We start from the raw sequence: 21,505 nt of genomic DNA on the forward strand, positions 1-21,505 counted from the left end.
TGCATGCGAACTACGGTGGAGATTACCGACGAGCAGCATCGCGCGTTGAGCGCGATTGCTCATCGCCGCGGCGTCCGGGGCTTCTCCACGCTTGTCCAGGAAGCTCTGGATGGGTATCTCGCGAATCTCACAACCGACGAGGTGGATCTTCTGCTAGGCCTCGAAGGCATGCTCAGCGAGGCTGACGCGGACGAGATGCGTTCTCGCATTAACGACGTGAGAACCGCATGGCGGGCCTCGTAGTCGTAGACACCGATCTGGTGATCGATTTTCTACGCGGTAAGGGGCCTGGAGCACCGTTGGTGCGAGAGCTGATCGTTAACCATCGTTTCCGCGTCACGGCCATAACTGCCTTCGAACTGCGTCTTGGCGCGGACTTCTTGGCGCGCCGCGATGACATTCTCCGGGTCGTCCGGTCGCGGACCTTCCCGCTCGACGCAGCGAGTGCGCTGCGTGGGGGTGAAGTGGCCGCGACTCTCCGAGGAGCCGGCCAAGACATCGGCCTGGCTGACTGCCTGCAGGCAGGCACTTGCTTGAACTTCGATCTGCCTTTCGCGACGCGCAACCCCAAGCACTTCAACCGGGTGGAAGGGCTGCGCCTGGTCGACATCGCTACCAACTAAGCGGTGCAGCCCATTCCTCACGCGGCGCGACGTTTACACGTTGCGCACCCCGTCGATCGCAATAGCGACGGCGCGTTCGACCACGGCGCGAAGCCGCGCGGTCGTTTCGCCCTCTTGCAGGCACACCAGCGCGGCGGCGATCGCGGCGCCCATGACTGAGCCGATGACGGCGGCCGCGGTTGCCGGGTCGAGCGCTTCCCGGTATGCCTTGTGCAGCGCCTGGGCGAGTTGAGTTTCGGCCAGAAAATAGCGGTGCAGGGTCGCCGCCTGGACCGCGGGCACAGACATGATCATCGGGAACCGGACTGACGCCAGGCCACCGTCGACCTCCTCGGTAAGGGCGTCGGCCAGCATCTGTTGCATCGCGGCGACGAGGACGTCGGCAATCTGGTCGTCAGGTCCGCGCCGTTCGATCAGAGCCACCGCGGCTTCGATCCTGCGGGAGAGGTGAGGGAAGAGGACCTCGTCCTTGCTCGCGAAGTAATTGAAGAAGGTCTTGGTGGAAACGCCTGCGGCGGAAGCGATCTCGGCAACAGTCGTCTCGTCGTAGCCCTTCTCCTCGAACAGCCGCATCGCCGCGCGGACCAATTCGCGTCTGGTCTGCCGTCGCTTGCGTTCCCGCAGGCCCATCTGGTCGGTCGTCATCGCCCCTTCTCTTTTATTACATTTGATGTAATATTACATCGACTGTAACAAACTGGAAGCGAGACGCCGGAGCGGACCATGCAGCGGTTTAAGGGCGCGGTGGCGATTGTCACCGGCGGCGGAATGGGTTTGGGCGAGGCGTTGTGTGAGGAGCTCGGCGTGCGGGGCGCCAAGGTCGTGGTCGCCGATATCGACGACGACGCCGCACGTCGGGTGGCGGGGCGCTTGGAACAAAGCGGCGTGCCGGCGCGTGGCGTGTGCGTCGATGTGGCCGACCCGGCCGCGGTGGCGGCGCTGATCGAGAGCACCGTGGCCGAATATGGACGCGTCGACTACATGATCAACAACGCGGGCATCGCGATCGGCGGGGATTCTCGCGACCTCTCGATGCAGCAGTGGCGTCGGGTGATCGATGTCGACTTGTTGGGCGTGGTTCATGGGACGGTGCACGCCTACCGGTTGATGGCCCGCCAGGGTCACGGGCACATCGTCAACATTTCGTCGCTGAGTGGGCTCGTTCCCCAGCCAGGCAACGCCGCCTACTGCACGAGCAAGCACGGGATCGTCGGGCTGTCGCTTTCGCTGCGGGCCGAGGGCGCGGATCTTGGCGTAAAGGTCAGCGCGGCATGTCCGGGTGACATGAAGACGAAAATCTACGACAACATGACCGTGGTCAATATGCCGCGCGAGCGGGTGGTCACATTAAGTCGGCGCACCCACTATCTGATGCCCCAGATGAGCGCCCAGGCTGCGGCCCGCGCGATCCTGCGCGGCGTGGTCCGGAACCGGCCGCTGATCGTGTTTCCTGCCGCGGTTCAAGTCATTTGGCACTTGTACCGCCGGTTTCCGGGCCTGTTCTATCGGATCAATATCCATCGCATGAGACTGTTTCGCGGCCTTCGAGCCGTTCCTGGTTGATCACGGGCGCGTGGCCCGGTAGTAGTTCAGGCGCCCGAGTATGCGGTGAGGCTTCGATGCGAGCTCGGCGCACTCGAATCCCGCCGCGTTCAGCAGCCGGGGGATCGCGTCGCCGAGGTTGCCCGCCATGTGGTGATTGCGCCTGATGAGCCGCGTCAGCACGCCGCCGTGGGTCGCGACGTCCCCGCCGATGTCGACCAGGTGCAGCCTGCCGCCCGGGCGCAGGACCCGGAAGATCTCCTCCGCGGCGGCGGGTTTCGCGTCTTCGTTGATGTGGTGCAACATCATCGAGGACAGCACCCGATCGAATTCGGCGTCGGGGTAGGGCAGCCGCTCGGCGTAGCCCTGTTCGAAGCGGATGTCTTTGAGCCCAATGGCCTTGCGCCGCGCCCGGTCCAGTGCCCGGGGGTCGGGGTCGCACCCGGTCACGTCGACGCCCGGATACGCGCCCCGGACCCGGGTGGTGAGATTCCCGGTCCCGCAACCGATTTCCAGTACGCGCTGGCCGTCGGCGAGTTCGGCCTGCGCGATCAGGGTGTCGTAGACCTTCGGCATGCCCAGCAGGCGGGCGAACAGGTCGTAGCAGGGCAGCAGCGCGTCGTGCCCGGCGGCGGGCAGATAGTCATGTGGATGATGCTTTGTCATAGGGTTCATGATTAACCGCTATCCTGCTTGAGAATTGGTCGATCTTTGATGAAACTAGGATTATTTTTCGCACCATGACCCAGCCAGCTCGGATGGTCCGGCACCGCAGGGGCGTGCCCATCTACGCATATCGGACCGATCCGGACACCCCTCCGGTGTCGGTGCTGCGGGCCAGTCGTGAAGACCTGCCGGAGCACGGCCGACACATCCACGACTTTCCGGCGCTCTGGTACAGCCCCGGTCCGGGCTGCGTGTATGTACTGGCGGCGGGTGAGGTGATCGACCCCGCCCAGGTCGTGGGTCGTATCGATGTCGGGGTCGGGGTCTTCTTCGATCCCGCGGCGCTGGGGGAGGACGGGCGATCGCCATGGCCGACGTGGCGGGCGCATCCGCTGCTGTTCCCGTTCCTGCACGGCCGATCCGGGGGACTGCTGCGGCTGGAGGTGCCCGCGGACCGGCGGCCGGCGTGGGAGGGTGCCATCGCGTCGATCGAAGCCGAATTGACCGCTCGCCAAGAGGGTTACCAGCAGGCGGCGCTGGCGCATCTGACGCTGCTGCTGATCGACCTCTCCCGGCTGGCGGTCGACGTGGTCGGCGACCTGCGGCGCAGCGGCGAGCCACTGCTGGCCGAGGTGTTCGAGGCGATCGACCGTCGCCACGCCGAGCCGTTGTCGCTGCGCGACGTGGCGGGCGAACTCGGCATCACGCCGGGACACCTGACCACCGTGGTGCGGCGCCGCACCGGGCGCACGGTGCAGGAGTGGATCGTCGAGCGCCGGATGGCCGAGGCCCGGACGTTGCTCACCGAAACGGATCTGCCGATCGCCGAGGTCGCCGGCCGCGTCGGGATCGGCGACCCGGGCTATTTCAGCAGGCTCTTCCGCCGCACGCACGGCACCTCACCCCGCGCGTGGCGCGGTTCAAACCGCTAGTGCCCCATGTGATCCCATGATGGGCAGGTCGATCGGGGTGATGACGCCCGGCGGCGCCTCGCACAGGAACGGTATGGCGTTGACCGCCGCAACGGCGGTGCTGTCCATCAGCACGGTCATCGCGTCCTGGCCGGGCTCGCCGAATCGGATCGTCGCGTCGACGCGCGGTTGGCCCTCGATCACCACGGAAAAACCCTTGGGGTCGGTCCATTTCGGGTCGAGCGCGTCGTCGCTCATGGTCCAGCAGATGGCCAGCTCGACCACCGGACGGCCGCCGCGGAAGCCGCGATAGGTGCGGCGCTGGCCCCCGGCGGTGCCGGCGGCGTAGTCCACCCAGCCCAGATTCAGATCCCGGGTCAGCACCGCGGGCTCGACGAATGCGTCCTTGGAGTCGAGCTCGGTGCCCAGCATGGTGGCGATCATGTCCAGCGTCTCGAAGTAGCCCAGGCCGTATCGTTGCGTTGCGGGGTCGAGGTGCGTCACCGGCTCTCTTGGCGTCTTCCCGAATCCGAGCACCTTCCACACGTCCTGGACGGGATAGGTTGTGCAGTCCAGCGTTTCGACGAGCTTGACGCTGCGGACCGTTCGGCAGGCGCCGGTGAGGAATCCGGCGACGACGTTGATGAAGCCCGGCTCGAACCCCGTTCCCAGGAAGGTCGCACCGCCCTGTCGCGCCGCCTGCTGCAGCGCGGGGAGCTCGGTCGGGTGATGGGTGCCGGTCACGAAATCCCCCGTGGTGACGACGTTGATGCCGGCGCGCAGCATCTCGATCACCAGGTCGTAGTCGATGGCGCGGGGCATGTAGTTCACGCAATCCGGTTTTAGCGCGATCAACGCGTCGACGTCGTCGGTCGCGGCGACACCGACCGGGGCCTGGCCCGCCAGCTCGCCGGCGTCGCGGCCCACCTTGTCCGAGCCGAAGGCGTGGACACCCACCACCTCGAAGTCGTCGCGATCCAGCAGGACGCCGAGGGCGCGAGTGCCGATGTTGCCGGTCGACCATTGGACTACGCGGTACGCCATGGCTCACACCGTATCGATGTCGAGCCAGTCCTCGACGTCGAACCGGTCGGCGACGGCGCGCAGCGTGGCGCCCCCGTGACCCGGGTAGTGCGCGGGTATCACTGCGGCCTTCGCGCCGACGGCCTCGGTGAAGATCCGGCGGCGGGTCACCGTGGCGGCCGGCGCGTCGACGTCGAAGGCGCAGGCGTCGGCGGGCCGGCGCAGTTGCAGTGGGCTGTGGGTGAGGTCGCCGACGAAGACCGCGGGCCGGCCCGCGTCGAGCCACAGCACCGAGGAGCCCGGCGTGTGGCCGGGGGCGGGCCGCAGGCGCAGCGACGGGCTGATCTGGCAGTCGTCCGACCACAGGACGAGCTGGCCCGCCTCGGCGATGGGCGCGACGCTGTCCGCGAACACCAGCCGGTCGCCGGGCTGCCCGCCCGCGGGCCCGTCGGGGGAGAAGTGGCGGTAGTCGGCGGCGGGCACCAGGTATCGGGCGTTGGGGAACGTCGGCACCCAGGCGCCGTCCTCGAGCATCGTGTTCCACCCGACGTGATCGGAGTGAATGTGCGTGTTGACCACGACGTCGACGGCATTGCGGTCCACGGCCGCGGCCGCCAGCGCCGCCAGGAACCCGGTGTTGAGGTGGTCCAGCGGTGGCATGTGCGGGCGCTCGCGATCGTTGCCGACCCCGGTGTCCACGACGACGGTCAGCCCGTCGACCTCGATGACCCAGCTCTGGACCGCGATGTGCCACTTGTCGGTCACGGGGTCGTAGAAGTCGGGCACCAGCAGGTCGGCGTTGTCCCGCCATCCCGACGGCGGCGTCTGCGGGAAACAGTGGGCGCCCAGGTCGAATTGGAGTTCCAGCACGCGCGTCACGCTCGCGTGGCCGAACCGGACCCGGCGCATCTAGGCGTTGGCGCGCAGGTAGCCGTACACGCCGGCGAAGTTGCGGTTCACCTCGTCGGGGATCGGCACGGGGCCGCCGAGAGCCCTTGCCCCCCAGACGATTTGGGCAGTCCGCTCGACCAGGGCGGTGATGTGCAGGGCCTTGTCGGGCCGTGGCGCCACGGCCACCAGGCCGTGGTTGGCGATCAGCGCGGCGCCCCGGCCCTCGAGCGCCTTGACCGCGTTGGTGCCGACCTCGGGCGTGCCGGACGCGGCGTAGTCGGCGCAGCGCACCTCCCCGCCGCAGTAGACGGCGAACTCGTCGATGCACGCCGGAATGGGTTGGTGCGCAATGGCGAACATGGTCGCCCACACCGGGTGGCTGTGGATGACGCTGCCGATGTCGTCGAAGGCCTGGTAGCACGCCAGGTGCAGCTTCGCCTCCGACGACGGGAACCGGCCGTCGGCGGCGCGCAGCACCTCGCCGTCCGGGTCGATCAGCACCAGGTCGTCCAGCTGCATGTCGCGGTAGTCGACCGACGACGGCGTGATGACGATGTTGCCGTCGGCGCGGCGCGCCGAGATGTTGCCTGCGGTGCCCTCGACCAGGCCGCGGCGCAGCATGTCCTTGGCCGCGTCCAGCACGGCGTCCTCGGGGTTGGTGACGGATTTCATGGGCCCAGCACCTCCGGGTTGACGATATGGGTGGGCGTCTCGCCGCTCAGCAGGGCTTCCAGGTCGTCGGCCACCATCAGCGCCTGCCGGGCCTCAGTGTTCCACGTGGCGCCCCCGATGTGGGGCGTCAGCACGACATTGGGCAGTGAAGTCAACGGATGATCGGCCGGCAGCCATTCTCCGACGAAGTGGTCCAGGCCCGCGGCGGCCACCTTGCCGCCGCGCAGCGCGTCGACGAGCGCGTCGGTGTCGTGCAGCTGCGCCCGGGCGGTGTTGAGGAAGACGACGCCGTCGCGCATGGCCGCGAACTGCTGCGCGCCGATCATGCCGGTGGTGTCGTCGGTGACGGGCGCGTGCAGGGAGACCACGTCGGCCTCGGCAAGCAGTTCGTCCAGGCCGTGACGGGCCTCGTCGTTGTACGGGTCGTGCGCGATCACCCGCATGCCCAGCCCGGCCAGCCGCCACTGGGTGGCTCGGCCGACGGCGCCGAGGCCCACCAGCCCGGCGGTGCGCCCGGCGATCTCCCAGCCGCGGAACCGCTGGTACGGAATGCTGCCGTCCCGAAAGATGTTGCCGCCGCGGACATCCGCGTCGGCGGTCAGTAGGTGCCGGGTCACGGCCAGCAGCAGCGCCACCGCCATCTCGGCGACGGCGTCGGCGTTGCGGGCCGGGGTGTTCAGCACCGGGATGCCGGCCGCTGTGGCCCCGTCGATGTCGACGTTGTTCGGGTCGCCCCGGGTGGACGCGATCGCGCGCAGGCCCTGCTCGAACACCGGGCCGCGCACCGAGTCGCCTTCCACCACAACGACATCGGCGGACTCGGCCGCGATCCGCTCGGCCAGTTGCTCGGGGCTGTAGATCCGCAGCGGGGTCTGCTCTATCCAGGGGTCGTACACCACGTCGGCCAGTTGCCGAAGCTTGTCGAACCCCGGCCCCCGCAGCGGCGCGGTCACCAGGGCACGTGGTCTCGATGTCACAGACGCCAATGCTGGCGTACGGTGACGCCCGTGTCACGTGATGGCGTCACAATCGGCATCGACGTCGGCAGCACCGCCGTCAAGGCGGTGGCCGCCGACGCGGACGGCCGGGTGACGGCGCGGGTGCGCATTCCGCACGAGTTGCGGGTGCCGGCGCCCGACCGGCTCGAGCACGACGCCGACGAGGCGTGGCGCCGGGGGCCGGTGGCGGCGCTGGAGCGCCTCGCCCCCGGGCCCGAGGTCCGCGCGGTCGCCGTGTCGGCGATGGTGCCCTCGCTGACCGCCGTCGACGCCGCCGGCGCGCCGCTGACCCCCGGGCTGTTGTACGGCGACGCCAGGGGCCGGGTGCCCGGCTCGGACGACAAGCCGCTTCCGGCGCTGGGCGAGGCCGCCGAGTTCCTGCGCTGGACGGCGGCGCAGGCGCCCGGCGCGGCCGGGTACTGGCCCGCGCCCGCGGTGGCCAACCACGCGCTGGCGGGCGAGGCGGTGCTGGACGTCGCCACCGCCGCCACCAGCTACCCCCTGTTCGACGGGACCGGCTGGGACGCGGCGGCCTGCGCCGACTGCGGCGCGAGCGTCGAGCAGATGCCGCGGGTGGAGACGATCGGCACGGCCGCGGGACAGCTCCCTGGGACGGGCGCCGTGCTGGCGATCGGCGCCATCGACGCCCTGTGCGAACAGATCGTGGCTGGCGCCGACCGCGACGGCGACGTGCTGGTGCTGTGTGGCACCACGCTGATCGTGTGGAACACGATCGCCGAGGCGCGCCAGGTCCCCGGCCTGTGGACCATCCCGCACACCACCCCGGGCAAGAGCCAGATCGGCGGCGCCAGCAACGCCGGCGGCCTGTTCCTCGGCTGGGTGGACCGCCTGCTCGGACCGGGTGATCCGGCGACGGCCGATCCGCGGCGTGTGCCGGTGTGGTCGCCGTACATCCGCGGCGAGCGCACGCCGTTTCACGACCCGGATCGCCGGGCCGTGCTCGACGCCCTCGACCTCACCCACGACCCGGCCGCCGTGCGCCGGGCCGCCTACGAGGCGGCGGGCTTCGTCGTGCGTCAGCTCATCGAGCTGGGCGGCGCGCCGGTGGCGCGCATCGTCGCCTGCGGTGGCGGCACCCGGGTCGGGTCGTGGATGCAGGCCATCGCCGACGCCACCGGCCGACCGGTCGAGGTGTCCGCGGTGGCCGAGGGCGCGGCGCTGGGGGCCGCCTTCCTGGGCCGGATGGCGGTCGGCCTGGAGACCTCGATCACCGACGCGGGCCGCTGGGCCCGCACCGAGCGCGTCGTCGAGCCCGATCCCGCCTGGGCGGAGCCGACCGCCGAGCGCTACCAACGATTCCTGGAACTGTCTAGGCTGTGGCAATGACCGACCAGGACCGCAAAGCCGCCCGTCGCGAGATCGCCGACGCCCTGTTGAAAGCCCTCGAACGCCGGCACGAAATCGCCGACGTCGTGGTGGAGTCCGAGGACAAGGCCGCGGCGGTGGAGGCGATCGTCCGCCTGCTCGACACGTCCCACCTGGCCGCCGAGGCCGTGATGGGCATGTCGTTCGCCCAACTGACCATCGACTCGCGCCGCAAGATCCTGGCCGAGCTGGAGGACCTCAACAAGCAGCTGAGCTTCACGCTCGGCGAGCGTCCCGCCAGCTCGGGGGAGAGCCTCGAGCTTCGGCCGTTTTCCGCCGACGCCGACCGCGACATCTTCGCCGCCCGCACCGAGGACGTCGGCGCCGCCGGCGACGGGTCCGGCGGGCCGGCGGGCAACCTCGACGACGAGATCCGCGCGGCGCTGGGGCGCGTCGGCGACGAGGAGGCCGCGTGGTTCGTGGCGGTCGACTCCGGCGAGAAGGTCGGCATGGTGTTCGGCGAGCTGGTCGGCGGCGAGGTGAACGTGCGGATCTGGATCCACCCGGAGCACCGCAAGAAGGGTTACGGCACCGCCGCGCTGCGCAAGTCGCGCACCGAGATGGCGTGGTGCTTCCCCGCCGTGCCGCTGGTGGTCCGGACGCCGCCGGCCAGGCCCAGCTAGGCGCAGCTCAAGCCAGCGTGGCGGTGACGGCGATGATGTTGCGCAGCTGCGACTCCTCGTCGTCGGGGAAGACGCGGCCGTAGTCGGCGAAAAACTCCCGCCGCGGCCGGGTGCTCACCTGCCAGCCCTTGCCGGCCAGGTAATCGACGACATTGCTGCGCTCGCCGTCGAAGAACAGCCCGGACAGGTCGATGTCGCAGCCCAGGTTGGCCCACCGCTGGTTGAATTGCTGCGCGCGTTGGGACATGGTGCGGCCGGAGTCGCCGTGGTATTCGGTGGCCAGCTTGCTGCCCGGCGCGCTGAGCTCGGTGATGTTGTCGAAGAGCCGGTCCTGGGCGTCGGGCGGGAGGTACATCAGCAAGCCTTCGGCGCTCCACGACGTCGGTTGCGAGGCGTCAAATCCGCTGCGGCGCAATGCTTCCGGCCAGTCGTCGCGCAGATCCACGGCGACGGTGCGCCGGTCCGCGGTCGGGGCGGCGCCCAGGTTGTCCATGGCGGCGGTCTTGAACTCGACGACCTTGGGCTGGTCGACCTCGTAGACCACGCTGCCGGGCGGCCAGGGCAGCCGGTAGGCGCGCACGTCGAGCCCGGCGGCCAGGATCACTGATTGGCGGATGCCGTCGCGGGCGGCGTTGAGGAAGAAATCGTCGAAGAAGCGGGTGCGCACAGCCATCGAGTCGGTCTCGAGTTGCAGGTCGCGTTCGCCGCCGTCGTCCGCGCCCAGCGCCACCTCGCCGTCGATCAGGCGGACGAAGAAGTCCAGGCCGACCGCGCGCACCAGCGGCGCCGCGAACGGGTCGTCGATGATCGCGTCGGTTTCCATGCTGGCCAGCGCGCGGGCCGCGGCGACCATCGTTGCCGTCGCGCCGACGCTGGAGGCCAGGTCCCAGCTGTCCTGATCGGTTCGCGTCATGGTGCCCCCATTTATTTAGCAAATGCAACGAGCCAAGCGATTCGAACTCTACGCCTCGAAAGGGTGTTGGCAGGACCCGTCCCGATCAGCTGTTAGTCTCGTACACGGTTTGACGCGCGGCGCCGTACGTCCTGGCCTGCGGGTGTTAGGCGCGAGACGCAGGACGCAGGAGGAAGAGTTGCTTTCGGCTTTCATCTCATCGCTGCGGACAGTCGACCTGAGACGGAAGATCCTCTTCACGCTTGGCATCGTCCTTCTCTATCGGGTCGGCGCCGCATTGCCCTCTCCGGGGGTGAACTACCCGAACGTGCAGCAGTGCATCAAGGAGGCCAGCGGCGGCGAGGCCGGGCAGATCTATTCGCTGATCAACCTGTTCTCCGGGGGCGCGCTGCTCAAGCTCACGGTGTTCGCCGTCGGCGTAATGCCCTACATCACGGCGAGCATCATCGTGCAGCTGCTGACCGTGGTCATCCCCCGCTTCGAGGAATTGCGCAAAGAGGGCCAGTCCGGCCAGGCGAAGATGACCCAGTACACCCGGTACCTGGCGATCGCGCTGGCCATCCTGCAGGCCACCAGCATCGTGGCGCTGGCCGCCAACGGCGGCCTGCTGCAGGGCTGCTCGCTGGACATCATCGCCGACCAGAAGATCTTCACGCTCGTCGTCATCGTGCTGGTGATGACGGCCGGTGCTGCCCTGGTGATGTGGATGGGCGAGCTGGTCACCGAGCGCGGCATCGGCAACGGCATGTCGCTGCTGATCTTCGTCGGCATCGCGGCGCGCATCCCGGCCGAGGGCAAGTCCATCCTGGACAGCCGCGGCGGGGTCATCTTCGCCGCCGTCTGCGGCGCCGCGCTGCTCATCATCGTCGGCGTGGTCTTCGTCGAGCAGGGCCAGCGCCGCATCCCGGTGCAATACGCCAAGCGCATGGTGGGCCGGCGCATGTACGGCGGAACGTCGACGTATTTGCCGCTGAAGGTCAACCAGGCCGGCGTTATTCCGGTCATCTTCGCGTCGTCGCTGATCTACATCCCGCACCTGATCACCCAGCTGATCCGCAGCGGCAGCGGCGGCGTGGGCAACAGTTGGTGGGACAAGTTCGTCGGCAGCTACCTGTCGGACCCCAGCGATCCGGTCTACATCAGCATCTACTTCGGCCTCATCATCTTCTTCACGTACTTCTACGTGTCGATCACGTTCAACCCGGACGAGCGTGCCGACGAGATGAAAAAGTTCGGCGGCTTCATTCCCGGCATCCGGCCGGGCAAGCCGACGGCGGACTATCTGCGTTACGTGCTGAGCAGGATCACGCTTCCGGGCTCGATTTACCTGGGCGCCATTTCGGTCCTGCCCAATCTGTTCCTGCAGATCGGCAATGGCGGCGCGGTCCAGAATTTGCCGTTTGGCGGCACTGCGGTTTTGATCATGATTGGTGTCGGTTTGGATACGGTCAAACAAATCGAGAGCCAACTCATGCAGCGCAACTACGAAGGGTTCCTCAAGTGAGAGTGGTTTTGCTGGGACCGCCCGGGGCGGGCAAGGGCACGCAGGCCGAAAAGCTCGCCGAGAAGCTTGGCATCCCGCAAATCTCGACCGGGGAACTCTTCCGCAACAACATCGAAAACGGGACCAAACTCGGCCTGGAAGCCAAGCGCTACCTCGACGCCGGCGACCTGGTGCCCTCCGAGCTGACCAACCAACTCGTCGACGACCGGCTCGACGACCCGGACACGGCCAACGGTTTCATCCTGGACGGCTACCCGCGCTCCCTCGAGCAGGCCAAGGCGCTGCACGAGATGCTCGAACGGCGGGGCACCGACATCGACGCCGTGGTCGAATTCCGCGTCTCGCAGGACGAACTGCTGCACCGGCTCAAGGGGCGCGGCCGCGCCGACGACACCGACGATGTCATCCTCAACCGGATGAAGGTCTACCGCGACGAGACGGCGCCGCTGCTGGAGTACTACAGCAGCGAACTGAAGACGGTCGACGCGGTCGGCACGGTGGACGAGGTGTTCGCCCGCGCGCTGCAGGCGCTGGGCAAGTAATCATGAGCGCGCTGGCGCGGCTGCGGAGTCGCAGGGTCGTGCCGCAGCGCAGCCCGGCTGAGCTCGACGCGATGGCGGCGGCCGGCGCCGTGGTGGCAGCCGCGCTGCAGGCGGTCCACGCGGCCGCGGTCGAGGGGGCGTCCACGCTCAGCCTCGACGAGATCGCCGAGTCGGTGATCCGCGAGGCCGGGGCGGTTCCGTCGTTCCTGGGCTATCACGGCTACCCGGCGTCGATCTGCGCCTCGGTCAACGACCGCGTGGTGCACGGCATCCCGTCCGCCGCCGAAGTGCTGGCGCCCGGCGACCTGGTGTCCATCGACTGCGGCGCGGTGCTCGACGGCTGGCACGGCGATGCCGCCATCACCTTCGGGGTCGGGAGGCTGGATGAGTCCGACGAAGCGCTGTGCGACGCGACCCGGGAATCGCTGCAGGCCGGCATCGCGGCGATGGTCGTCGGCAACCGGCTGACCGACGTGGCGCACGCCATCGAAATGGGCACCCGCGCCGCCGCGGCCCGCTACGGGCTCGCGTTCGGGATCGTCGAGGGCTACGGCGGCCACGGCATCGGCCGGCAAATGCACATGGACCCTTTCCTGCCCAACGAGGGCTCGCCCGGGCGGGGGCCCCTGCTGGCCCCGGGCTCGGTGCTCGCGATCGAACCCATGCTGACGCTGGGAACCAGCAAAACAAGGGTGCTCGACGACGAATGGACCGTCACGACCGCCGACGGGTCGCGCGCGGCGCACTGGGAGCACACCGTCGCGGTGACCGAAACCGGGCCGCGCATCCTGACCCTGAACTAGGGGGGCATGAACTAAACACCTGCTCCACTCGTTTCTGAGGGCAGGAGGTGATCGAGTGGCTCGTGTGGCCGGCACTCGGGGGGCGTCCGGGGCAGCCGAGGCCGCTCTGATGAAGGCGCTCTACGACGAACACGCCGCGGTCTTGTGGCGCTATGCGCTCCGGTTGACGGGGGACGCCAGCCAGGCCGAGGACGTCGTCCAGGAGACGCTGTTGCGGGCCTGGCAGCACCCGGAGGTCATCGGCGACACCGAGAGGTCGGCGCGGGCGTGGTTGTTCACCGTGGCGCGCAACATGATCATCGACGACCGACGCAGCGCCAGGTACCGCAACGTCGTCGGTTCGCTGGACGAGTCGGGGGCGCCCGAGCAATCGACGCCGGACGAGGTGAACGCGGCGCTGGACCGGCTGCTGATCGCCGAGGCCATGACGCAGTTGTCCGCCGAGCACCGGGCGGTGATCGAGCGGTCCTACTACCGCGGTTGGACGACCGCGCAGATTGCTACCGACCTCGAGATCGCTGAAGGAACCGTGAAATCGCGACTACACTATGCCGTGCGGGCGTTGCGGCTCACTCTGCAGGAACTTGGAGTCACGCGATGACCATCCAGACGGTCGTCGGCTCCGAATGCTTGATGAGTGACAGGAGATGGACGAGATGAGGACGCCGCTACGGGGCATCGGGCCGCCCGGTGACAACCCGTTTGACAAAGAGGTGTTTGGTGTGACCGTGCAAGACGATCACCGCTACGCGATGTGGGATGCCGCATACGTGTTGGGGTCGCTGTCGGCTTCCGACCGCCGCGAGTTCGAGGCGCACATGGCCGGCTGCCCGGCATGCCGGGAGGCCGTCGCCGATCTGAGCGGCGTGCCGGCCCTGCTGTCCCAGCTCGACGCCGAACAGGTGGCCGCGATGGACGAGTCCGGCCGCACCGCAACGGCGGCGCCGGAGATCTCGCCGGAGTTGTTGCCCTCGTTGCTCGCAACGGTGCGCTGGCGCCGGCGCCGCGCCCGGGTGGCGACGTGGGTGGCATCGTCGGCCGCGGCCGCGGTGCTGGGGATCGGCGTGCTGGTCGGGGTGCACGGGAACTCGGCGCCCGCGCAGCAGGTGGCCGGCTCCTCGCAGCCGATGGCGCAGATCGGCACCACCCTGTTGGCCTCCACGGTGCAGCTGTCCAGCCAACATTGGGGGACGTCGATCAACCTGAAGTGTGTCTGCCTGGCTCCGCTGAACGCACACCACGACACGCTGGCGATGGTCGTCGTGGGTCGCGACGGCAGCCAAACCCGGTTGGCGACGTGGGTGGCCGAACCCGGTCACACCGCCACGCCCGCGGGCAGCATCTCGACGCCGGTCGACCAGATCGCTGCCGTGCAAGTGGTTTCCGCCGACAGCGGGCAAGTTCTGCTGCAGCGTTCGCTGTAACCCGTTTGTAAAAACCGACGCGCGGTGAACTCAAATTCACCGTGCGTCGTGTTATAGGCATGCCTCGGAAGCAGCGGGTGGTCGACCACATCGTCGAGCGGCTCGCCTCGGCCGGAGTCGACCACATCTTCGGTGTCGACGGCGCCAACATCGAGGACCTCTACGACGCCGCGCACTTCCGCAGCGACATCACCGCCGTGTTGGCCAAGCACGAGTTCTCCGCCGCCGCCATGGCCGACGGGTACAGCCGCAGCGGGGCCGGGCTGGGCTCCGGGTTGGGCGTTGTCGCGGCGACTTCGGGCGGCGGGGCGCTGAATCTTGTTGCCGCCCTTGGGGAATCGCTGACGAGCCGGGTCCCGGTGCTGGCTTTGGTCGGTCAGACCCCCACCACCCTGGACGGCCGGGGCAGCTTTCAGGACACCAGCGGCGAGAACGGTTCCCTGAACGCGGAGGCGTTGTTTTCCGCGGTGGCGGTGTCGTGCGAGCGGGTGTTGCGCCCGGCCGACGCCCCGGCGGCGCTGTCCAGGGCGATCGCCGCGGCGCGCACCGGCGGGCCGGCGGTGCTGTTGCTGCCCAAGGACATTCAGCAGGGCAGCGTGATTTGCGGGCAGAACGGGTGGCCCACCGAAGAGCTGCGCCCCATCGGTAACCCGCATCCGATCATCGGGCTGCTGCGCGACGCGAACGGCCCGGTCACCATCATCGTCGGCGAGCAGGTCGCCCGTGACAACGCCCGCGCCGAGCTGGAGGCCCTGCGCGCGGTGCTGCGGGCGCGGGTGGCGACCGTGCCCGATGCCAAGGACGTCGCCGGCACACCGGGTCTCGGGTCGTCGTCCGCGCTGGGGGTGACCGGCGTCATGGGCCACCCCGGCGTGGTTGACGCGGTGGCCGGCAGCGCCGTGTGCCTGGTGGTCGGCACGCGCCTGTCGGTCACCGCGCGCACCGGGCTCGACGACGCCCTCGCGGCGGTGCGGACGGTCTCGATCGGCTCGGCGCCGCCGTACGTTCCGTGCACGCACGTCCACACCGACGACCTGCGCGGCTCGCTGCGCATGCTGACCCAGGCGCTGTCCGGGCCCGGACGGCCGGCCAGGGTGCGGGTGCCCGACGCGGTGCGGCACACCGAACTGTCCCCGCCGCCGTGCGACGGGCCCGGGGTGCGCTACCGGGATGCGATGGCGGTGCTGGATCGCTGCCTGCCCGACGGCGCGGACATCGTCGTGGACGCCGGCAACACCGGCGCGGCGGCGATCCACTATCTGCCGGCCCGCCGGGACGGCAGGTTCGCGGTCGCGCTGGGCATGGGCGGCATGGGCTACAGCTTCGGCGCCGGCATCGGCATGGCGTTCGGCCGCGCGAACAGCGGGCGACCCCCGGGGCGCACCGTGGTGGTGGCCGGGGACGGGGCATTCTTCATGCACGGCATGGAAGTGCACACCGCGATGCAGTACCGGCTGCCGGTGACGTTCGTGGTCTTCAACAACAACGCCCACGCCATGTGCGTGACCCGCGAGCAGCTCTTTTACGACGACCTCTACAGCTACAACCGGTTTCGGTCCAGCCGCCTGGGCGCCGGGCTGGCGGCGATGTTCCCGGGGCTGACGGCCGTCGACGTCGACGACCTCGATCACCTGGCCGCCTGGATGCGCGCGGTGCTGGCCACCGACGGGCCCGCCGTGGTCAGCGTCGAATGCGCGGCCGACGAGATGCCGCCGTTCGCACCGTTTTTGACGTCAATCGCAAAGGAGGACCGGACCGATGTCGCTGCCAGCGCTCGATGACATCCCCACGCCCCTGGACGGTGTGACCCGCATCGAAACCAGCCCCCGGGAAAAGGCCACCCCGATCATCATGGACATGATGCGCTCGGTCTACCCGCACGACCAGGTCTTCGGGGAGTACTGCACCGTCAACGATTACGTCGACTGCCCGCCGGACGAGTTGTTCGAGTACATGTCCGACACCCGCAGCCTCGAGGAGTGGACCTACAGCCTGCGCGGTTTCACCCCCACCGACGAACCCGGCCTGTGGCTGGCCTACGACCGGCTCGGCTCGGAGACCAAGATCTACACGCGGACCGTCGCCAACGAACAGGCCCGCACCGTCGACTACCACTGCGCGTGGGACCAGGGCAAGCACCTGTGGATGATCTACCTGATGCGGGTCGTCGACGCGCAGACGGTCCTGGACAAGCCGGGTTCCGTTGTGCTGTGGACGAATTGCCATCACCCGTTCTACGACGAAAACCCGTACCCGGAGACCGCGCCGCCGCAGCGCCCGGTGTGGGTGGGCGATTTCTGGGACATGTTCGGCGCCGGCCACCTGCTGGAGCTGAAGAACCTAAAGGCCATCGCCGAGTACCGGCACCGCAACGGGCTGCCGGTGACCCCGAAGTGGATGAGGTGAACCATGGCCAAGCCGAGCGTGAGCCTCATCGACCTCTCGACCTACCTGCCCGGTGAGCCGATCGGCGCCGAGTACTACGCGCAATTCGCCGAATCCGACGACCTGCGCGACAATCTCATGTTCCGCGCCCCGAAGTTTCGCCATCACGTCGCGCCGGAGGAAAGCTCGATCGACATGATCGAGCAGGCGGTGCAGGGCCTGATCGAGCGGCACGGCCCCGACGCCGTCGAGGGCGCCGACGTCCTGATCACCCACACCCAGGTGCCGGACATGGCGTTCTACGGCCAGGGGGGCGGCATCGCGCACCGGTTGGGCATGCGACCGTCCTGGGTGCTCGACCTGAACAACGGCGGCTGCGCGGCATTCGCGTTGGCGCTCAACGTGGCCCGCAAGCTGCTGTCGTCAGGCGAGGGGCAGACCGCGCTGATCGCGATCGCGCAAAACGCCGCCGGGCAGTTCTTCGACCAGCCGACGATCCGCCGGAAGGCGCAGTCGGCGGTGCCCGGGGACGGGGCGGCGGCGGCCCTGGTCGCCGTGGGCGACCAGTCGCCGATCCTCGACGTCGAGTGCCGCACCTACGGTGAATACGCCGGCGAGATGACGCTGTCCTTCGACCCGCCCCGCAAGTGGTGGCAGGCCGGCCCCGGCGAGGGCTCGATCGGCTTCACCGAGAGCAAGATCACCAAGGTGCTGGCCCGCGGCAACCGGCAGGTGCCCGAGGTGGCGTTGGCGGTATGTGATCGAATCGGCTTGTCCGCCAAGGACATCGACCTGTTGGTCACCAACCAGCCCAACCGGGCGTTCCTGCGCAACTGGCGCGAGGCCCTCGAGCTGCCGCCCGAACGCCACCGCGACACGTTCGATCAGTGCGGCAACCTGTTCGGCGCCGGCATCCCGGTCAACCTCGACCACGCGATATCCGACGGTCAGCTCGAGGCGGGCGACGTGGTGCTGATGGCTGCCTTCGCCCACGCCGGTGACTTCGCCGGCGCGGCGGCGGTGCGGTGGGGCGGACGGGGCTGATGCAACCCGTCCGCAGCCCCTTCGCCGACGACATCGACGAGGCGTTCCCCACCGCGATCGACCCGCTTGCGCTGTCGCTCAACGAGAATCCGTTCCCGCCGTTGCCGGCGGTGCGCTCGGCGTTGATCCGTTCGATCTACGCGGTCAACCGGTATCCGGAGTTCCTGCCCGAACGGTTGCGCGGGCTGATCGCCGGCCACGCCGGTGTGCCCGCCGAGCAGGTGGTGCTCGGCGCTGGCGCGACGGGCGTGGCGCTGCAGGCGCTGCACGCGCTGACCGCCCCGGGTGACAAGGTCGCGATGGCGTCGCCGACCTTCGACGGTTATCCGATCATCGCCCGGATGGCCCGGGTGCACCCGCTGCTCGTCCCCCTCGACGCGGACGGCCACAACGACCTCGACGGGCTGGCCGACGCCGCCGGGGATGCCCGGGTGGTGGTGCTGTGCCGCCCCCACAACCCGACCGGCACGCTGGAGAGCGCGGACGAGGTGGCGCGGTTCTTGCGCCGGGTGCCGCGCGACACCGTCGTGCTGCTCGACGAGGCCTACATCGAGTTCGCCGCGCCCGAGCACCGCATCGACGTCGCGGCGCTGCTCGCGCGTTTTCCCAACGTCGTGGTGGTCCGGACGTTCTCCAAGGCCTACGGGCTGGCCGGGCTGCGCATCGGCTACGGCCTCGCGTCGCCCGAGCTGGCCGCCAACTTGTGGTCCCAGCAGTTGCCGTTCGGCATCGCGCTCACCAGCCTGCTTGCGGTCGCGGCGTCGTACGACGCCGAAGACCAACTGCTGCAACGGATCCAGTCGATCAACGCCGAACGCCGCTATCTGCGGATGCGGCTGAGCGCGTTGGACATCTATACCACCGACGCCCACGCGAACTTCATGTACCTGCCCTCGAGGGGTAGGCAGTGGCATGAGGTGTTCGCGGACAGCGGGCTGCGTGTCCGCCACTACCCGGACGGCGGCGCGCGGATCACCGTGGGTAACCGCGCGTCGACCCTGGCGGTGCTGTCGGCAATAGGAAAGGTCCCGATTCGGTCCCAGATGCGGTAAGAAAGGGCGTGGCCGCATCGAGCCCGAAACGCGATCCGATCGCCGCGGCGCGCGCCAACTGGGAGCGTGCCGGGTGGGGCGACGTGTCGGAGGGCATGGTCGCCGTCACCTCGGTGATGCGCGCCCACCAGATCCTGCTGGCCCGCGTCGAGACCGCGCTGCGCCCCTATGACCTGAGTTTCTCCCGCTACGAGTTGTTGCGGCTGCTGGCATTCAGCCGGACCGGTGCCCTGCCGATCACCAAGGCGTCCGATCGCCTGCAGGTGCACGTGACCAGCGTGACCCACGCCATCCGCCGGCTGGAGGCCGACGGGCTGGTGCAGCGGGTGCCGCACCCCACCGACGGGCGCACGACGCTGGTGGCCATCACCGATCTGGGCCGCTCCACCGTCGAGGACGCCACCGTCACGCTCAACGAGCAGGTGTTCGCCGACATCGGGATGGATGCCGCCGAGTCGGCCGCGCTGGTGTCATCCATCGAAACGTTGCGCCGCAATGCGGGCGACTTCTGAACAACGAGAGAAAGGCAGGACCGTGGACCCACTAGTTGCTCACCAGCGCGCACAGGAGGCGTTCGCCGGCGTCCTCGCCAACGTCAGCCCCGATCGGTACCGCGGCCGAACGCCGTGCTCGGAGTGGACGATTCGGGACCTGATCGAGCACGTCATCGGCGGCAACGAGCGCGTCGCGATATTGGCGGGCCGCGCCGATAAGCCGCCCGCACGTCCCGACGACATCGCGGCGGCGCACCGGGCGTCCGCCGCCGCCGCGCAGGAGGTCTTCGCGGCACCGGACGGGATGACCACCACGTTCAAGCTGCCGTTCGGGGAGGTCCCCGGACAGATGTATATCGGGATGCGCACCAGCGACGTGCTGACCCACGCCTGGGATCTGGCGGCCGCCACCGGCCAGTCCACCGATCTCGATCCCGAGCTGGCGGCCGAGGAACTCGAAGCGGTGCGCGCGTTCGTGGGCCCGCAATTCCGCGGGCCGGACAAGCCGTTCGCCGAGGAGCGGCCGTGCCCGCACGGCCGCGCGCCGGCCGATCAGCTGGCCGCGTTCCTCGGGCGAAACGTGCAGTGAAGCAGGGCTTCCGGATCAGCCTTGAATTAACTGCTGCGCAGCATCTCGATGACGGCGCTGAAGTCCTTGTCCGCATGGGAGGCCGCGAATTTGGCGTAGATCTCGGCGGCGTGCGTGCCCAGCGGCGCGGCCGAACCGGTGGACGTGACGGCGTCCATCGCCAGGCCCAGGTCCTTGTTCATCAGCGCGGTCGCGAAACCGGGCTTGAAGTCGTTGTTGGCCGGCGAGGTCGGGACCGGGCCCGGCACCGGGCAGTTGGTGTGCACCGCCCAGCAGTTGCCCGTCGCGCCGGTGATGACGTCGAACAGCGATTGGGCGGACAGCCCGAGCTTCTCGGCCAGCACGAACGCCTCGCCGACGGCGATCTGCTGCACCGCCAGCACCATGTTGTTGCACACCTTGGCGGCCTGGCCCGCGCCCGCCGCGCCGCAGTGAATGACCTTGCCCGCCATGGGTTCCAGCACCGGGCGGGCCCGCTGCACCGCGGCCTCGTCGCCGCCCACCATGAACGCGAGCGTCCCGGCGACGGCGCCCTTCACCCCGCCGGAGACCGGCGCGTCCAGCTGGGCGATCCCGTGCCCCTCGGCCAGCGCGTGCACCTCGCGGGCGTCGCTGACGGAGATCGTGGAGCTGTCGATGAACAGCGCGCCCTCCCGCGCGGCGGGCAGGATGTCGGCGTAGCAGCGCTTCACGATGTCGCCGTTGGGCAGCATGGTGATCACCACGTCCGCGTCGGCCACCGCGTCGGCGGCGCTGTCGAAGGCCTCGACGCCCGTGGCCACCGCGGCCTCCACCGCCGCCGGCACGGGATCGAATCCGCGCACGGTGTGACCGGCGGTGACCAGGTTCGCCGACATCGGGCCGCCCATGTGGCCCAATCCCAGGAACGCAATCCGGGTCATCTGTGAGCCTTTCTACGCGCTTGCCCTGAATCGGGCGGCCTCGGCGCGGCCGATGACCACCCGCATGATCTCGTTGGTGCCTTCCAGGATGCGATGCACCCGCAGGTCGCGGACGATCTTCTCCAGCCCGTACTCGCGCAGATAGCCGTAGCCGCCGTGCAGTTGCAGGGCCTTGTCGGCCACCTCGAAGCAGGTGTCGGTGACGTAGCGCTTGGCCATCGCGCACAGCTCGACCTTGTCCGGGTCGTCGGCGTCCAACGCGCTTGCGGCCCGCCACAACATCATTCGCGAGGTCTCCAGCCCGGTGGCCATGTCGGCCAGGGTGAACCGGACGGTCGGCTCGTCGAGCAGGGAGTTGCCGAACGCGTGGCGCTCCCGCACGTAGGCGCCGGACTTGTCGAAGGCGGCCTGCGCGCCGCCCAGCGAGCAGGCCGCGATGTTGAGCCGACCGCCGTTGAGGCCGTTCATCGCGATGCCGAACCCGGCGCCCTCGCCGTCCGCGCCGCCCAGCATCGCGT

General features: G+C 69.1%; 26 protein-coding genes. 17 read left to right on the forward strand and 9 right to left on the reverse strand.

From position 1 onward, the window contains the following. Nucleotides 1–3 precede the first annotated feature (3 nt). Together A5712_RS11320 and A5712_RS11325 are read left to right on the forward strand one after the other, a co-directional pair. Nucleotides 4–243, forward strand: coding sequence for a hypothetical protein (locus A5712_RS11320; protein ID WP_068104491.1), 240 nt, complete (start codon nucleotides 4–6; stop codon nucleotides 241–243). After that, on the forward strand, nucleotides 228–623 hold the full coding sequence (locus A5712_RS11325; RefSeq protein ID WP_068104493.1) for a type II toxin-antitoxin system VapC family toxin: 396 nt from the start codon (nucleotides 228–230) through the stop codon (nucleotides 621–623). Before A5712_RS11320 ends, A5712_RS11325 begins: the two co-directional genes overlap by 16 nt. A gap of 33 nt (nucleotides 624–656) precedes the next feature. Here the strand turns inward: A5712_RS11325 and A5712_RS11330 are convergent, their stop codons facing one another. After that, nucleotides 657–1,268: a TetR/AcrR family transcriptional regulator gene (locus A5712_RS11330; RefSeq protein WP_068104496.1), complete on the reverse strand. Its 612-nt coding sequence runs from the start codon at nucleotides 1,266–1,268 to the stop codon at nucleotides 657–659. A 78-nt stretch (nucleotides 1,269–1,346) separates the two neighbouring features. On the opposite strand from A5712_RS11330, the gene A5712_RS11335 reads away from it, so the two are divergent. After that, the gene (locus tag A5712_RS11335; RefSeq protein ID WP_068104498.1) at nucleotides 1,347–2,186 is read left to right on the forward strand and encodes an SDR family oxidoreductase; all 840 of its coding nucleotides are present in this window, start codon (nucleotides 1,347–1,349) and stop codon (nucleotides 2,184–2,186) included. Here A5712_RS11335 and A5712_RS11340 read toward each other — a convergent pair whose 3' ends face one another. Then, nucleotides 2,187–2,831: a class I SAM-dependent methyltransferase gene (locus A5712_RS11340; protein WP_082973397.1), complete on the reverse strand. Its 645-nt coding sequence runs from the start codon at nucleotides 2,829–2,831 to the stop codon at nucleotides 2,187–2,189. A 74-nt stretch (nucleotides 2,832–2,905) separates the two neighbouring features. Here A5712_RS11340 and A5712_RS11345 point away from each other — a divergent pair, with 74 nt between their 5' ends. Then, nucleotides 2,906–3,763, forward strand: coding sequence for an AraC family transcriptional regulator (locus A5712_RS11345; protein ID WP_068104505.1), 858 nt, complete (start codon nucleotides 2,906–2,908; stop codon nucleotides 3,761–3,763). Here the strand turns inward: A5712_RS11345 and A5712_RS11350 are convergent. From A5712_RS11350 to A5712_RS11365, 4 genes are read right to left on the reverse strand one after another with little or no spacing between them, the layout of a single operon-like run. After that, a complete protein-coding gene (locus tag A5712_RS11350; RefSeq protein ID WP_068104507.1) occupies nucleotides 3,752–4,786 on the reverse strand; it encodes a dihydrodipicolinate reductase in 1,035 nt (344 codons plus the stop codon). The genes A5712_RS11345 and A5712_RS11350 overlap by 12 nt on opposite strands. A gap of 3 nt (nucleotides 4,787–4,789) precedes the next feature. Next, nucleotides 4,790–5,674, reverse strand: a complete 885-nt coding sequence (locus tag A5712_RS11355) for an MBL fold metallo-hydrolase (RefSeq protein WP_068104510.1) — start codon at nucleotides 5,672–5,674, stop codon at nucleotides 4,790–4,792. Next, on the reverse strand, nucleotides 5,675–6,328 hold the full coding sequence (locus tag A5712_RS11360; protein ID WP_068104512.1) for an L-fuculose-phosphate aldolase: 654 nt from the start codon (nucleotides 6,326–6,328) through the stop codon (nucleotides 5,675–5,677). Next, entirely contained in the window at nucleotides 6,325–7,305 is a 981-nt protein-coding gene (locus tag A5712_RS11365; RefSeq protein ID WP_068104515.1) for an NAD(P)-dependent oxidoreductase, read from the reverse strand. The genes A5712_RS11360 and A5712_RS11365 overlap by 4 nt, the downstream gene beginning before the upstream one ends. A gap of 30 nt (nucleotides 7,306–7,335) precedes the next feature. Here A5712_RS11365 and A5712_RS11370 point away from each other — a divergent pair, with 30 nt between their 5' ends. Further along, nucleotides 7,336–8,673 (forward strand): FGGY-family carbohydrate kinase, encoded by a 1,338-nt coding sequence (locus A5712_RS11370; protein ID WP_068104545.1) that lies wholly within the window; start codon nucleotides 7,336–7,338, stop codon nucleotides 8,671–8,673. Next, nucleotides 8,670–9,335: a GNAT family N-acetyltransferase gene (locus tag A5712_RS11375; RefSeq protein ID WP_068104517.1), complete on the forward strand. Its 666-nt coding sequence runs from the start codon at nucleotides 8,670–8,672 to the stop codon at nucleotides 9,333–9,335. Before A5712_RS11370 ends, A5712_RS11375 begins: the two co-directional genes overlap by 4 nt. Nucleotides 9,336–9,342: 7 nt before the next feature. On the opposite strand, the gene A5712_RS11380 is transcribed toward A5712_RS11375, so the two are convergent. Further along, nucleotides 9,343–10,248, reverse strand: a complete 906-nt coding sequence (locus tag A5712_RS11380) for a class I SAM-dependent methyltransferase (protein WP_068104519.1) — start codon at nucleotides 10,246–10,248, stop codon at nucleotides 9,343–9,345. A 178-nt stretch (nucleotides 10,249–10,426) separates the two neighbouring features. Here A5712_RS11380 and secY point away from each other — a divergent pair, with 178 nt between their 5' ends. The 11 genes from secY to A5712_RS11435 are packed head-to-tail and all read left to right on the forward strand — an operon-like array spanning nucleotide 10,427 to nucleotide 20,085. Further along, complete coding sequence (secY, locus tag A5712_RS11385) at nucleotides 10,427–11,752, forward strand: preprotein translocase subunit SecY (protein WP_068104521.1); 1,326 nt, start codon at nucleotides 10,427–10,429, stop codon at nucleotides 11,750–11,752. Continuing rightward, the gene (locus A5712_RS11390) at nucleotides 11,749–12,294 is read left to right on the forward strand and encodes an adenylate kinase (RefSeq protein WP_068104524.1); all 546 of its coding nucleotides are present in this window, start codon (nucleotides 11,749–11,751) and stop codon (nucleotides 12,292–12,294) included. Before secY ends, A5712_RS11390 begins: the two co-directional genes overlap by 4 nt. A 2-nt stretch (nucleotides 12,295–12,296) precedes the next feature. After that, nucleotides 12,297–13,097: a type I methionyl aminopeptidase gene (map, locus tag A5712_RS11395; protein WP_068104526.1), complete on the forward strand. Its 801-nt coding sequence runs from the start codon at nucleotides 12,297–12,299 to the stop codon at nucleotides 13,095–13,097. Nucleotides 13,098–13,152: 55 nt separating this feature from the next. Further along, nucleotides 13,153–13,698 carry a sigma-70 family RNA polymerase sigma factor gene (locus tag A5712_RS11400; protein ID WP_082964298.1) on the forward strand — a complete coding sequence of 182 codons (546 nt, stop codon included), beginning with the start codon at nucleotides 13,153–13,155 and terminating at the stop codon, nucleotides 13,696–13,698. A gap of 46 nt (nucleotides 13,699–13,744) precedes the next feature. Further along, a complete protein-coding gene (locus A5712_RS11405) occupies nucleotides 13,745–14,521 on the forward strand; it encodes an anti-sigma factor (RefSeq protein WP_068104529.1) in 777 nt (258 codons plus the stop codon). 59 nt (nucleotides 14,522–14,580) lie between these two features. Then, entirely contained in the window at nucleotides 14,581–16,302 is a 1,722-nt protein-coding gene (locus A5712_RS11410) for a thiamine pyrophosphate-binding protein (protein WP_068104531.1), read from the forward strand. After that, entirely contained in the window at nucleotides 16,280–16,927 is a 648-nt protein-coding gene (locus A5712_RS11415) for a hypothetical protein (protein WP_068104533.1), read from the forward strand. The genes A5712_RS11410 and A5712_RS11415 overlap by 23 nt, the downstream gene beginning before the upstream one ends. A gap of 3 nt (nucleotides 16,928–16,930) precedes the next feature. Further along, nucleotides 16,931–17,950 carry a 3-oxoacyl-ACP synthase III family protein gene (locus A5712_RS11420; RefSeq protein ID WP_068104535.1) on the forward strand — a complete coding sequence of 340 codons (1,020 nt, stop codon included), beginning with the start codon at nucleotides 16,931–16,933 and terminating at the stop codon, nucleotides 17,948–17,950. Further along, nucleotides 17,950–19,002 (forward strand): histidinol-phosphate transaminase, encoded by a 1,053-nt coding sequence (locus A5712_RS11425; RefSeq protein ID WP_068104547.1) that lies wholly within the window; start codon nucleotides 17,950–17,952, stop codon nucleotides 19,000–19,002. The genes A5712_RS11420 and A5712_RS11425 overlap by 1 nt, the downstream gene beginning before the upstream one ends. 8 nt (nucleotides 19,003–19,010) lie before the next feature. Further along, complete coding sequence (locus A5712_RS11430) at nucleotides 19,011–19,514, forward strand: MarR family winged helix-turn-helix transcriptional regulator (protein WP_066931474.1); 504 nt, start codon at nucleotides 19,011–19,013, stop codon at nucleotides 19,512–19,514. Nucleotides 19,515–19,536: 22 nt separating this feature from the next. Next, nucleotides 19,537–20,085: a TIGR03086 family metal-binding protein gene (locus tag A5712_RS11435; protein ID WP_068104537.1), complete on the forward strand. Its 549-nt coding sequence runs from the start codon at nucleotides 19,537–19,539 to the stop codon at nucleotides 20,083–20,085. 26 nt (nucleotides 20,086–20,111) lie between these two features. Here the strand turns inward: A5712_RS11435 and mmsB are convergent, their stop codons facing one another. Both mmsB and A5712_RS11445 read right to left on the reverse strand, forming a co-directional pair. Then, nucleotides 20,112–20,987 carry a 3-hydroxyisobutyrate dehydrogenase gene (mmsB, locus tag A5712_RS11440; protein WP_068104539.1) on the reverse strand — a complete coding sequence of 292 codons (876 nt, stop codon included), beginning with the start codon at nucleotides 20,985–20,987 and terminating at the stop codon, nucleotides 20,112–20,114. A 12-nt stretch (nucleotides 20,988–20,999) separates the two neighbouring features. Further along, nucleotides 21,000–21,505: acyl-CoA dehydrogenase family protein (locus A5712_RS11445; RefSeq protein WP_255404404.1), on the reverse strand; the 506-nt coding region annotated here is incomplete at its 5' end.

This window comes from Mycobacterium sp. E2327, from assembly GCF_001672675.1.
Taxonomy (GTDB): domain Bacteria; phylum Actinomycetota; class Actinomycetes; order Mycobacteriales; family Mycobacteriaceae; genus Mycobacterium.